Origin of the sequence: Legionella norrlandica, assembly GCF_000770585.1 — a bacterium.
In the GTDB taxonomy this organism is placed as follows: domain Bacteria; phylum Pseudomonadota; class Gammaproteobacteria; order Legionellales; family Legionellaceae; genus Legionella; species Legionella norrlandica.
Genome location: NZ_JNCF01000007.1, coordinates 1 through 13,057, shown reverse-complemented (window position 1 = coordinate 13,057; position 13,057 = coordinate 1). Strand labels below are relative to the sequence as shown.

Sequence of the window (13,057 nt, the reverse complement as noted above, 5' to 3'; positions counted from 1 at the left end):
GTCAAAATGGCCACCCTAATAAGCCGTCATACAGGAATACAATAATCTGTCTCCAATATGAGGTTGTTTTCCATGCATGAAGGTAAAATTATCGACGATCATAAAATCTCCTTTTTGCCAATGAAAAACACAAGTATGATGTTGAATCACTTGGTTAATTTCTGATATTTCTTTTGAAGAAAAAGCTTGGCCATGACCGTAATGACAGACGAGGGGAAGCATATCTCTTAATATGAGATACCTGCTGGCCCAGTATTTAAAAGAACGCAAGTTTTTTAACTCACCATAATTCAAATTTGAATAATAATTTAAATAAGCCGACGAATTAAACCAGACAGTTTTGTTAGTTAAAGGGTGTTTTAATGCTCCAGGTAAGTTATTTAATATAATTAAATCGTTACTATGATTTATCCACTTCCATTTTACCTGCTTTTTGATTAAATTTTGTTCTATTTGGATTTTATCTTCTGTGTCAAAATACTCAGACCAACTTCGAGCACAATGATTGCCCAGGATTTTTTTTAATAAATGATATCTTATTGATTGGCCATGAAAAAATTGTTTGTATAGAACACCATATTGAGCCATTTTGTCCTGAATACTTTGGGGTATATCTGCCCATATTTTTTCAGCATTTGCAAAAATAGTCCCACCACCTTCTTGAGGTGGAGTAACACAACAAAAATAGATATGGTTGGGTGGATTTTTTGATCTGGGTTTTTCATGGTGTAGTGGTAGAGGAATATGGGCTGGGAGGTCGCTTGAAGTGTAAATTTCATTCCCTAGTACTGTTCTTGGCAAATCATAATCACTTGTAGAGCATCTCTTGCCTAGGGCGCATAATTCTATTGCTTTTGAAAAATAAACCTCATCTTGACAGGCAAATCCCCTAAATATAATTGCTCCATGTTTATTGAGCATTTTGATTATCTCATCATGGTATTCAGAAATAATATTTAATAACGGAGTGGAACTTACTTTCAAATTATCAGGTGAAGCAATAACCATTGGTACGTTCATGCCGGGAGCTGTATTAAAATTTAAATTCACTGTCTTGCCTCCAAAACGTACTTAATTATTTGATAGCCTCTAAAAATATGGGGCGAGTTTCATAATACAAGCGACCATTGTATTTTCTAGCACAAATAGTTTGGAATGCTTTTAACATATCTTCAATAAGTGCATCAGTCATTTCAGAAGGAATTCTTTTTATGAATGGCATGGTTAGAAGTAAATTTTTATAATAATTGATGTGAGGCAGGGGGATACGGCAGGTTTTCAAATTGAGTTTCACCTGTTTAAATGGTAATTCCTTGAGGAGGTTAATCACGTCGTAAAAATATTTCTCATTGATTGGGGTAATGTATTTTTCTGTTAACTCTCTGTAGAGATTTTGTTTGGCTAATTCCTTCCAGGTTTGCAAAATGCTGTGATCAGAAAAGGAAGACATCACGGCATACCATTTCCCCTCATTTTTTAGTAAATGAAAAATATTAGGAAACGAAGCATTAATATTTGTCCAATGTAAACACCAAAAAGAGAATACGAAATCAAAAGATGGCGGTCTATGAAATTCCTCAATATTATGGACTTCAAAGGAAAGACCTTTCTGCACCCATTGTTGATTGGCATGTCTTATCATATTCTCGGAGCTATCAATTCCCAGAATATGGCCGTGTTTTATCTTCCTGGCCAACAAGTAGGTATATTGCCCGTCTCCACACCCTATATCTAAAATATTTCCAGATAGCTTAACCTTAATTGTTTTTAGGAATGCTTCATTGATTTTATTTTGAATATAGTTTCCAAGCACATAACGATCAGGATCCCATATCACTTTATCCTCCAGTATGAATACTATTGCACGGGGTATGTTCCCAAGAAGCCCGCATTTACAAATAGTTTATTTCAAATCACAAATCTTATTCTTACATATTTTCTAGAAAATACTTAGAGGAACATCGGTGGATAAATCTAATTTAAATGTTTCAATACGTTTTTCTGACCAGTCAGTATGTTTTATCATTTGTCCATAAGGGGTGCCTTTAAGATCCTTTATTTTAGACCGAGTAACTGGATAAAATTTTGATTACATCCCTTTAGTAGACAATCTTTATTAAACGAATAGGTCGCCAATCTTTAATCAATATGCTATGTTTCCAGGCTCATTTGGTATTTGAGGATAAGCATGAGAATAGCCATTAAAACTATGCAATATTTTGTCATTATAGGATTGTTATTTAGCTTAACTGCCTGTATGAAAACAAAGCCTCTAGGACATGAAATAGCTTCCTATAAAGTTAAGGGTAAAGTGTATACACCTCTTAGATCTGCAAAAGGGTATAAAGCACGAGGACTAGCTTCGTTTTATAGTAAACGCTTCCATCATCATAAGACATCTAATGGAGAGCGATACAATATGTATTCCATGACGGCTGCACATCCTACGCTTCCATTTAACACCCGACTACGAGTTAAGAATGTAAAAAATGGACGAACAGTGGTGGTTCGTATTAATGATCGAGGCCCCTTTTATAGTACGCGAATTATAGATCTTTCTTATGCGGCTGCAAGTCGCCTGGGAATCACAAGTTCTTCTATGGTAGAAATACAGGCTCTCAATTAGGAATATAAATTTGAGCATTTAGCATGTTGGGTTTCGCCATTAAAAAGTACCCATGAAGTGGCATATAATCCGCCATATTGGGGTAATTGGGAATTGTGATAATTTATGGCGTAACAACGGGGGAGCTGTAATTATCAAATCGTATATAAAGCAGTTTATAATTTATTTATATCAATCAGAAGACTGTGATAATGACTCCTGTACATAAGATAAATTAATTATGCGTTTTGGCAGGAGAGTGCTCATGGACAGTATAGAATGCACGGTTATGGCCGCTGGCGTAGTTGGATTAGCCTTAGCCGAAAAAGTGATAAAGATGCTGTCAAACAAGGAGTTCTCATGAATAGAGTAAAAATCAACAATCAATCTGGACTACATCTATTTAATCTGGTGGGTTTCGAGGTTCGATTGGATTGGTCATGGTTTTTTTTGGCAGTTTTAGTCACTTGGACTTTGGCGGTTGGATATTTTCCTTTTCGATTCCCTAATCTATCTCAATCAACTTATTGGATTATGGGGGTTGCAGGTACCATAGGCTTGTTCTTTTCAATTGTTTTACATGAACTTTGTCATTCATTAGTGGGTCGTTTTTATGGGATTCCAATTGCTGGAATTACTCTTTTTATCTTTGGCGGTATTGCCAAAATGCGCGATATGCCTCCAAACCCTAAATCCGAATTTTTTATGGCAATTGTTGGGCCATTGTTCAGTATTGGCTTGGCTTATACCCTTTTTCTAGTTTTGCAGGTAGCACTTTCTTTTAAGTGGCAGATACCAATTGTTGGTGTGATCGTTTATCTCAGTATGATTAATTTAATGCTTGGCATTTTCAATTTATTACCTGGCTTTCCTTTAGATGGCGGTCGAGTATTTCGTGCTATTCTGTGGTGGTGGAAAGATGATTTAAAATGGGCCACAAAAATTGCATGCCGAGGAGGAGTTGTATTGGGATTATCCATGATTATTTTGGGTATCATGCAATTTCTTCTCGGAGCGGTAATTGCGGGACTTTGGTTGTTTGTTTTAGGCTTTTTTATTGAGCGTATGTCCAAAGTTTCTTATGAGCAAGTACTTATAAGAGATATTTTTCGCAATGAGCCCATCAAAAAATATGCCAAACAAAATCCAATTAGTGTTAAAAGTAATTTGACTATTGATGAGCTTATGACTAAATATTTTTATCTCTATTATCACAAGCTTTATCCAGTAGTTGATAAGGAGGAATTGGTTGGCTGTATTTTTCTCAATGATATTAAACCGATTGCCAAAGAAAAGTGGTCATCACTAAGAGTGCGTGATCTTATGCGTGAATGTTCCTCTGATGTTTTTATTGATGGGAATATGAAAGTGATTGAAGTTTTACAAATCATGAATACACAAAATATTACTCGAATGATTATCACGGATAAACAGTCATTATATGGGATTATTACTCTTAAAGATTTGCTCGATGTCATTTCATTGCGGATGGCATTTGAGGAAGAGGTTTAAAGCATCAGAAAAAAATCATCCCGCCTTTCTGGAAGCGTAAAAATCCAGGGCATTTCTGTATAAAATTTTTTCTGCCACGTTGTTGTCAAATGAATCTGTAATTAATTGAATATCTGTATCGAGAAAAGGTCGTTGGGCACGGGTAGACGGTAAATCTGTACCAAATAACAAGGCATTGGGATTAATTTTAGCAATAGACTGTAATGCTTTTCTCACATCAAAATCAACTCGTCCAAAACCAGACGCTTTAATTTTGATACCATGTTCTACTAGATGAAGTATGTTTGAGAATCCTGAGCCAACTAATCCCAAATGATCGATGCTGACAGCAGGTAGCTCTAATAGTATATCAGTTAATTCTGCCAGTTCAGTTGAGTCTATGAGAAGTTCTACATGCCAGCCTGCCACCTCATAAACACGATGAGCAAAATTCTTTAACTGACTGATATGTTCTGAACCGCCGCGCTTGATATTAAAACGAAGGGCACGAATGCCCTGATTATTTAATTGAATGATTTCTTCATCACTGACTGTAATTGGTAATTGTGTGACTCCCACAAAATTGGGACCCAAATGATGCAATGCTTCCAGTAGATAACTTTGATCAAATGCCTGGAATGAGCCTGAGACGATTGCTCCACCACAAATATTTAATTCTTTCGTGCGATGAAGATAATCTTTAATAGTAAACTCTGGGGGAGTGTAGGAGTTGTTCCTAACTAAGGGAAAACGATAATCAATAATATGAAGATGGGCATCAAATAATTTAATCATTTGGGGCTCTGTTGTAGGTAAAAGATATCCATGCAAAAAATAATTATAATTCTAAATTATGAGATTTAAAAATTATTATTGTTCTGGAGAAAGTCAAGAAAGATTGTCTAGTAATCATTTCCTCCATAGCGAAAAATCTTGTCCTATGCCCGATAGGAACCATTCATTAACAAATGCTCTTTAATCAAGCAATAATTTTTTCAGTATAAGCCGCATTCGTACACTTTTTAACAATGATGACAGATACGTTTCACTTGTATCTCCCACTCTCTCCAGGTGCTCTTCAATTAAATTCAAAAAAAGCTTGAAAAATTATATAAATATGATCAAAAGAGTCGTTTAATTAGGTTTAGGAAAATTTATATTCATATCGTCAATGAGGGTCTAGCTTGGCACGAATCTTTACGACCGTTACTCTTTCAGGGAAACAAGGCAGGAACAAATAAAGACTTGGGCATGATTTATTGCTGAGACTTAAAAATGGCAGTGAGCTACCAAAATAATATAATAAAATTAAGGAAATAAAGTGAAGGAATTAGAATACATTTTTCTATTAATCTGTATCTGTTTAATATTTGGAACTGCATCAGCTACAAGTACAGCCCCGGATTCAGAACTCCGGATTATTACTTCTAATAAATCGATGATTCTGACTAAATCTGAATTACTGTCCCATCCAGCACTGACACAAGTCACAATTAATAACGACCGGGCATACCCAAACAAAACAATGCATCATCAGGCTATCCCTTTATGTAAGTTACTTGCTCCCTTCAATGTCAGTGAACAAGATTTCATCGAACTAATAGCCAAAGATAATTTTCATGTGTATATTCCCTCAACTAAAATCATGGATTGCAGTAAAAACGCTTCCATAGCAATGCTGGCTATAGAACCAGCGTCAAAATGGCCAGTAATTGATAATCATACAGGAACCAATGCTGGGCCTTACGAAGTTATTTGGCTTCATCCTGAGCGGTCCTATATATCGAATGAGTATTGGGCATGGAGTGTCGTTACAATAAAAATTACTCGAGAGCTTGACTATAAAAACGTCCTTGCTCCACCACGAACAACGAATCGTTCGATTCTTAATGGCTACCGATTGTATATTAGTCATTGCGAAGGTTGTCATTCTATTAATCACATAGGGAAAAGCAGTATCGGTCCAGACCTAAATTGTCCTAAAAATCCATTGAATTATTATCCAAAAATAACGGTATTGAAAAAATTTATACGCGATCCAAAATCAGTTCGCTCTCTTCCTCAAGGACGGATGAGCGGCTCGGATATAGAATCTTTATCCGATAATGATCTGGATGATTTAATTAAGTTTTTTGCCTATATGAATACAAAAAAACGATGTTAAACTATTTTCCACTCAAGTCATTGGGAACGGAGCAAGCTGGGGAGTTACGATTTTATTAAAATGCCCTCCTGTACAGTACATTTTTTTAAGATCGTCATTGCGAGGTTCTTGAAAAATCGTACCGCATATAGCCAATAATATTGACAATATGCTACTATATTATGAACTAGCGATTAGATTCGCTAGTTCATTTTAGGATATGCTGACAATTCATTCCGAATCCAAATTATCAAAATATCCTGGTAATACGGGCCGTTAGCTCAGTTGGTAGAGCAGGAGACTCTTAATCTCAGGGTCATAGGTTCGAATCCTATACGGCCCAATCAATCATCAGGATCTTTCCACGACGAACCAATGCTAATAAGTATAAAATGAGAAACTATTGTATAATTAACATATAGATTGCTTTATATAACTCCATTGCAGTGAGGTTTACGAAGCCTGACTAAAAATTGGATCTTGGGTTTGATAAGGATCGAGCATGTTAATTGGAGCTTTCATTTGTTTAGTCATTGCAATCATTGCCGGGATCCATTGGTATAAAGGACCTCAATCCACGTCCACTTTAATTGCAAAAATCATATTTTATGTTTTCTTGGTGCTTTTTTTCGTTTTATTATATGCCGCTCTTTTTAGTACTCTCCCACCTCCGCCTAAAGATGATACTTTGTTACCGGGGTAAAGAGTTGGCGGAGGAGGCATCTCATGGCTTGGGATGCTGTGATTAGCTATGAGACAAGAGATATTGAGGGTAAACTATTACCAACCGCATTGGATTGCCAATTTACTTTAAAATACTAGTTTATAAAAAATTTTGAACTACAATTGCTGCGCCCGCAGCAGCGATAGCCCCTAAAATTTCTGGTTTTGGCATATGTTCTTTAAAGAAACTATAACAATGGCTTAAATTGGAAATTGAGCCATTACTGTTAGTATTAGTTTTTGGCTTGATTTCTGGAATTTCAGGAGCCTCTATTGTTTTTATTGGTTCTAAAGCAGCAGTAATTGTTTTTTGTTCTTTTTCTTGTTGTTTTTGTTCTAATTGCTTTAATTTTATCTCTAATTGGTTTAGTTTATATTGACTTATTTGCTCTTGAGCTTTGTTGCACTCAACAGTTATTTCCTCCAGTTGTTTTTTTAATTCAGCTCGATAGGTTTCAGCAGTGCTGGAAGGAGAAAATTCTTGGTTAAGAGCATCTTCGGCTGTAACAACTTGCTTATGGGCAGCTTTTAAATTGTTGAGTAATGAATTTTGAGAAAACCAAGAGGTTATCCAGTAAAATAATTTTGTAAAAAACCACTTATTATTCCATTCTGTGTTCAATTTTACATAATTTGCTGATGTTTGATGACATTCGGCCAGCTTTTGTGTAAAGGAATCCATTTGTGTAATTAAGCGCTTTCTTTTATTCTTTAACGCTTCAAGCGATGTTCCAAGCTTTGCTAATTCGTCAGGTTGATTTAAATTTGTTGGCTCATTTGATTCATTTTTTACAACCGCGTCTGGGCTAAAAATTTGAAATAACCTTGTAGTATAATCTTTTGCGGATTCTGTCTCTTTCTTAAAAAACTCAGCTTCGTTTACAGAAATATGATGAGTGGTGCAGTAGTTTTTAATTTCTGCGAGCATTGCTTTTGACTGAGCCCGAGTAGGAATTTTCTTTTCATTGACGCCAGCAATTACTCTGTTCCTAAACCAATAGATGGATCCTTGGTAATCGACATTCTCATAATTGGCAAGATGTTGATAGTAAACGGTTGCAAAAACCAGGGTTTCAGTATTTGTTATTTTGGGTAAGTAAAACTCATATTTTTTTTCAGGAGAATTGAATGATACTCGATATCCGAATAGTTTGGCTTGGTCATGCAGTTTATCCCCTATATGCTGGATTTCAGTAATTCCTATTTGTTCTGTTGTTAGCCCAATTTCGATCAAATGGTTCGCAACGGCAATTTGATTGGAATATTCCTTATTTCCCTCAGATGGTTGAAGGTGAGTAATGCAGTCTTTAAATTGTTGCCAATAAGTAGTTATTGAGATCATATAAGCTATTATTTGGTTAAAATAGACATAATTTACACTATTCCCCCAAAAAAATCTATTTTCTTGGAGGAGATGTTAATAAAATATCGATTTATGCGACAATATCAAGGCTTATTTTCCAAAAGCCATTTTATTTTTTCAAATTTCTCTTTGTATTTTTCAGAAGGGGATATTTTTAGAGATTTTGAGATGTCTTCAATAGTTCGGATTACTATTGAGCATTCTTCTTGTGATTTTAATAAATGAGGCAGGGTATTAAATGCCAGTTCAGGATCATATTCTATCAATATAGTCTGCGTATGAATAATTTGCTTAAACCCATTCCTATCTAAATGCTTAAGTGCCTCGCACTCACGTAATTTTTGAATGACATTAGGTAAATTCGCACCAATAATGTAGCCTTGGGTTTTCACTAATAAGAGCAGTATTCGCAATATAGCATCCGCTATACCGCCATCACTTATATGAGCAATAATCGATTGGGTCACTTTTTGGTTATAATCTTTCTCAGAGTAATGAACTATCATGTCCTTTCTCGGGTCAAATGGTGCTAATACCTGAAGATAGCCATAGATCGCATAAAACATGAACTCAGCATAGCTATCACGAGATGTGCTTACAAAGTCCCATAAAGAATTAATGAACTGTGAGAAATAGAATTGCTGTACTAAAAAGGGGTTATTTTCAGAAATTTTTATCCGATTTTGTCGGATAAGAGGTGAAACCCACGATACTGGATATAAAAAAGGGTTCAGATCGCTTAGTAAATACTGATTCTGCCTCAACGGATGTAATTTTCGAATAAATTCCGCCGTAAATTCATTACTGAGATTGCGAATTATCGGGCCCATGAATAAGTCATAACTCATGGCATTGTATTCTGATACCATGCGAACAAGGTTAAATATTGCGATGCTATTTTTTTGTCTATTACTAATGTCAGTGATAGAGCGTTCTTCAATATGAGCTAGGTAGTGGGGAGGCGATTCCCGATTTTCTTTTATTTCGTGTAGTTTCAATTCATATAAACCGGGGGCCAAATGCTCAATGTAATTTAATAAATCAATAATCTGGTTATGTTCTTTTTTAGCGACCTCACTGGAGACGAAAATACCCAAATGGCCAACACTCTGGTGTATAAGATAGATAATCACTTGTCCTTCTAATTTGATTTCCAGTGTGTTTGAATAAAGGTCTGCAATCCAGTTTAAGGCTTGTTGAGGCGGTGTAATGGCATCGCCTTCAGAACAGAAAATAATGACGGGTACGCTAATATCTCGTAAATCCAGATTACTTCCTGATTCTCCTAATGGGATTTTGCCATGGACCAATTTATTACCAATAAACAAATTATCAACTATACCCCTCATTTCATTCGCATTCAGGAGAGAAAATCCACCCCACCAACGTTCAAAATTTAGAAAGCGGGTTTCTTCTTTATCAAGATTAGCGAAGAGATCGTAATATTTTTTCCAGTAAGTGATTTTTGGGTTAGCCATCTCAAAATTCATGACCAGATTTGCCCCATCAAATTTGCCATTCCCCAAATCTCCGGCCAGTTGAGCCATCCAGCTTCCTCCCGAAATGCCTCCAATATAACGCATGGGGTTTTTACCATTTTCGCCACCCCAGTAAGAAAGAGGAGCTCCATTGACCACAGCAACACCTGCAACGTCTGGGTTTGCAGCCATAAGCGTTAAAATGGCCCATCCCCCCTGGCAATTGCCAATTACGCATGGTTTAGGACTTTGGGGGTGACGTATGGCCACTTCATTTAGAAATTTTTCGTGAGCTGCTGTCACATCAATCAGAGTCTGGTTGGGTTCCGGGATAGGGAAAAAGATCACAACATACACAGGGTGCCCTGCTCTTAAAGCAATTCCTACTTGTGATTCGTCTTTGAAACCGCTAATTCCTGCCCCATGACCAGCTCGAGGATCAACTATTACATAAGGCCTTTTGGTAGGATCAATCAGAATGCCTTCAGGAGGAATGATTTCGACCAGAGCATAATTGACTGGCCTCTCAAAGCTTCGGCCATCCATGAGTATCTGATAGGAAAAAATAAGGACTGGTGGTTGTCCTTCCTGTTCATGTTTGAGGTACTGATTACCTCGTTTGTGAAGGATATCCCAAAACAGAATACTTCGTTGCATAAAATCAGTAGCGTATTCAACAGCATCATTAAAAATTGTAGGGGAAGGATAAACGGCTTGTTGATTTAATTTCATTAAAGATTGAGCAATAAGGTTTGTTTGTTCAAGGTTTTTATCAACACCTTGTAACCACAGAGACGCCATAGAAGTAGAATATTCAAGAAATCCTTGTAATTGTTCTTGAATCTTATGTGGCTCAATGAACATCTTTTTCTCCTTTGTGCCGCTCAATGGTAATAGCTTAATTTTAAATCATTACAGATTTTGATTATTAAATCTTTAATAATCTTTTTATTAAAGATAGCTTATATTAACCCTAATTACTCCGGTTGATCCTATTTTATTTAGGCGAGTTTTATATGATTGAGCGATTATATATAGAACTATTCTCTATATTTTTGTAAAGCGTCAATGCGTTTTTCAAGTGGGGGATGGCTAGAAAAAAGGGCAAGCCAGCTTTTGTGGCCCGATATTTTCATAGTATTAAACGCAGGAGCGCGATCATCAGTTGGTGCTTTCTCCATAAGTTGTTGTAAACGCTGTAGGGCTTTTATCATTTTATCCTTCCCTACATATTGCGCTGAGCCTCTGTCAGCGCGAAATTCCCGATAACGGGAGAACCACATAACAATCAGTGAAGCAAGAATTCCAAACAGCAATTCAAATATAAGGGCAACCCCGTAATAAACAAAACCACCTTGGATACTCTCTTCTCCGTCCCTTCTGAAAAATTGTGTCACAAAAAATGCAGCAATACGTGCAAAAAAGATTACGAAAGTATTAACTACCCCCTGGATTAAAGTGAGGGTAACCATGTCACCGTTGGCAATATGGGAAATTTCATGTCCTAAAACGCCTTGTATCTCTTCTGCATCCATCGTTTGCAGTAGCTCAGTCGATACAGCGACAAGGGCTTTGTTTTTATTCCATCCAGTGGCAAAAGCATTAGGCTCCGGACTATCATATATACCCACGTCAGGCATCCCAATATTTCTTTTTTTCGCCAAATTTCTTATTTCAGTCATTAGCCAAGATTCTACTTCATTAGCTGGTTTTTCAATTAATTGAATACTAAACGCATGAATTGCCATCCATTTAGAAATGAGCAAAGAAATAAATGAGCCGGTAAAACCAATTATTAAGGCATAAATTAACAGAGCTTGATAATTTAAGCCATATTGTGTCAGGTATGGACTAACATTAAATAAACTTAGTATGAAAGAAATCACTAAGAGAATGGCTAAGTTTGTAGCAAGAAATAATGCAATTCGTTTAAACATAACATTTCCTTTGCTCTTTTATTTCTAAAATTACCTATTCTTTATTGGCTGGATCCCATACAAATCTCCCAACATGGGAGTAAATATTAACCAAAATATTCAAATATAGGCTATCATCTGTATATAAAATATAGTTCATAAATTTTCATATGCAAAAATTGGTGCGAAATTGAATGTTATGAATTGGAAATGCTGGTTTCTTAATGTTATATATTTTTTTTCACCGTGTTGGGGTCTTCTGGATTATTTCCGGAACCCTGCTTTACCGTTACCAGTTTCGATTTTACATTATGAAATGAAGTAGCCGCTTTGCTTTCATTAATCTCACCATGATGCACTGGAGTTCTTGATATAATTCCTCTATTAAATGCTAAAGCCTCTCTTACTTTCTGAATGAGTGGATTTTCTGTGTTAGAAAAAACGTGCATTCTCTCTAGCAAGGGCACATTGAAGACCGCCTGTTTTATAAGGTTGGCTTTCTTTTGATTTCCTATACTAAATAGATTTTGAGCATTTCGTTCAAACCGCTCGACTTCCTGTTTTACTGCTTTCATCTCCGGTGAATTCATTACATCATATACAGTTTGAATTTCTTGATACAGCTTTTCATAATTGCTATAGGCAAGGAGATCAGAATAATTTTCCAGAAGATCGGATTTTTCATTTATAAATTCATTCAGATAGAGATCATTTATCCCCCAGGCAGAATCCTTTAGGCTCTGTAATAATTTTTTACATTCTTTGCTAAAATCTGTTTTTATCCCTTCGTAAGCCTCTCCGGATTGTATTCGAGTAAAGTAGGGCTCTGCTTTTTCAGGAGAATAGTTTTGTACCAAAACAATATAATCCTGGGCGGCTAAGACGCTGGATTTTTCTGCAATGCAAAGTGCTTTTTTGGTTACCTCTTCTCCAAGTTTATCGTAGGCGTGGCGGAATAAATCGGTGCATTTTTTTTCTGATGACAATACCGCATTGGCATACAAATCAAGCACTTTATTGTCTCTTAATAGATTAACAAATTCAGAATTTCCTATACGGCAAATTTCATCAGGATTGTGCGAACTTAAATCATGAGTGTTAAGTAATACTTGCACTTTTAATCGTTGCATTAATTGTTTGGTTTCTTCAGAAAGATCATATTGCTTTGCTAGTTTGGAATATACATCCATTTGCTCAATATAGGTTTGGATCCTCTCTTTCATTTCTTCTTTGTTGGAAAGAGAATTTGGTAATGGTTTATCTAATCTCCTCATTGTTTCTTCAATAGATGGTAATTTTTTCTTTAGTCTACTTAGAATAACTTTGTTTAATTCTTCT

General features: G+C 36.0%; 11 protein-coding genes and 1 tRNA gene. 5 read left to right on the top strand and 7 right to left on the bottom strand.

The genetic code is table 11. The features are described 5' to 3' along the window. Positions 1-15: 15 nt before the first annotated feature. Together OK13_RS02900 and OK13_RS02895 are read right to left on the bottom strand one after the other, a co-directional pair. A complete protein-coding gene (locus OK13_RS02900; RefSeq protein ID WP_035887503.1) occupies positions 16-1,050 on the bottom strand; it encodes a TauD/TfdA family dioxygenase in 1,035 nt (344 codons plus the stop codon). Positions 1,051-1,075: 25 nt separating this feature from the next. Beyond that, on the bottom strand, positions 1,076-1,837 hold the full coding sequence (locus OK13_RS02895; protein WP_035887500.1) for a class I SAM-dependent methyltransferase: 762 nt from the start codon (positions 1,835-1,837) through the stop codon (positions 1,076-1,078). A 351-nt stretch (positions 1,838-2,188) separates the two neighbouring features. Here OK13_RS02895 and OK13_RS02890 point away from each other — a divergent pair, with 351 nt between their 5' ends. Together OK13_RS02890 and OK13_RS02885 are read left to right on the top strand one after the other, a co-directional pair. Further along, on the top strand, positions 2,189-2,626 hold the full coding sequence (locus tag OK13_RS02890; protein WP_035887498.1) for a septal ring lytic transglycosylase RlpA family protein: 438 nt from the start codon (positions 2,189-2,191) through the stop codon (positions 2,624-2,626). Between the two features lie 339 nt (positions 2,627-2,965). Further along, positions 2,966-4,117 (top strand): site-2 protease family protein, encoded by a 1,152-nt coding sequence (locus OK13_RS02885; protein ID WP_035887495.1) that lies wholly within the window; start codon positions 2,966-2,968, stop codon positions 4,115-4,117. A gap of 15 nt (positions 4,118-4,132) precedes the next feature. Here the strand turns inward: OK13_RS02885 and OK13_RS02880 are convergent, their stop codons facing one another. After that, positions 4,133-4,891 carry an amidohydrolase family protein gene (locus OK13_RS02880; RefSeq protein WP_035887493.1) on the bottom strand — a complete coding sequence of 253 codons (759 nt, stop codon included), beginning with the start codon at positions 4,889-4,891 and terminating at the stop codon, positions 4,133-4,135. A 526-nt stretch (positions 4,892-5,417) separates the two neighbouring features. Here OK13_RS02880 and OK13_RS02875 point away from each other — a divergent pair. From OK13_RS02875 to OK13_RS02865, 3 genes are all read left to right on the top strand, one after another. After that, positions 5,418-6,260, top strand: a complete 843-nt coding sequence (locus OK13_RS02875) for a cytochrome c family protein (RefSeq protein ID WP_035887491.1) — start codon at positions 5,418-5,420, stop codon at positions 6,258-6,260. A gap of 249 nt (positions 6,261-6,509) precedes the next feature. Beyond that, positions 6,510-6,582 (top strand) — tRNA-Lys (locus OK13_RS02870). 159 nt (positions 6,583-6,741) lie between these two features. After that, positions 6,742-6,942 (top strand): DUF1328 family protein, encoded by a 201-nt coding sequence (locus tag OK13_RS02865; RefSeq protein WP_035887489.1) that lies wholly within the window; start codon positions 6,742-6,744, stop codon positions 6,940-6,942. Between the two features lie 120 nt (positions 6,943-7,062). Here OK13_RS02865 and OK13_RS02860 read toward each other — a convergent pair whose 3' ends face one another. From OK13_RS02860 to OK13_RS14525, 4 genes are all read right to left on the bottom strand, one after another. After that, positions 7,063-8,304, bottom strand: a complete 1,242-nt coding sequence (locus OK13_RS02860; RefSeq protein WP_035887487.1) for a hypothetical protein — start codon at positions 8,302-8,304, stop codon at positions 7,063-7,065. Between the two features lie 104 nt (positions 8,305-8,408). Continuing rightward, entirely contained in the window at positions 8,409-10,667 is a 2,259-nt protein-coding gene (locus OK13_RS02855; RefSeq protein WP_035887485.1) for a DUF3141 domain-containing protein, read from the bottom strand. 176 nt (positions 10,668-10,843) lie between these two features. Beyond that, positions 10,844-11,740 (bottom strand): protease HtpX, encoded by an 897-nt coding sequence (htpX, locus tag OK13_RS02850; protein WP_035887483.1) that lies wholly within the window; start codon positions 11,738-11,740, stop codon positions 10,844-10,846. Between the two features lie 206 nt (positions 11,741-11,946). After that, the coding region (locus OK13_RS14525; RefSeq protein WP_035887481.1) for a hypothetical protein at positions 11,947-13,057 on the bottom strand (1,111 nt) is incomplete at its 5' end.

Coding starts and splice junctions, on each gene's coding strand:
- OK13_RS02880 (WP_035887493.1), bottom strand. CDS start 4,891: ATGATTAAATTATTTGATGCCCATCTTCATATTATTGATTATCGTTTT.
- OK13_RS02855 (WP_035887485.1), bottom strand. CDS start 10,667: ATGTTCATTGAGCCACATAAGATTCAAGAACAATTACAAGGATTTCTT.
- OK13_RS02860 (WP_035887487.1), bottom strand. CDS start 8,304: ATGATCTCAATAACTACTTATTGGCAACAATTTAAAGACTGCATTACT.
- OK13_RS02865 (WP_035887489.1), top strand. CDS start 6,742: ATGTTAATTGGAGCTTTCATTTGTTTAGTCATTGCAATCATTGCCGGG.
- htpX (WP_035887483.1), bottom strand. CDS start 11,740: ATGTTTAAACGAATTGCATTATTTCTTGCTACAAACTTAGCCATTCTC.
- OK13_RS02890 (WP_035887498.1), top strand. CDS start 2,189: ATGAGAATAGCCATTAAAACTATGCAATATTTTGTCATTATAGGATTG.
- OK13_RS02885 (WP_035887495.1), top strand. CDS start 2,966: ATGAATAGAGTAAAAATCAACAATCAATCTGGACTACATCTATTTAAT.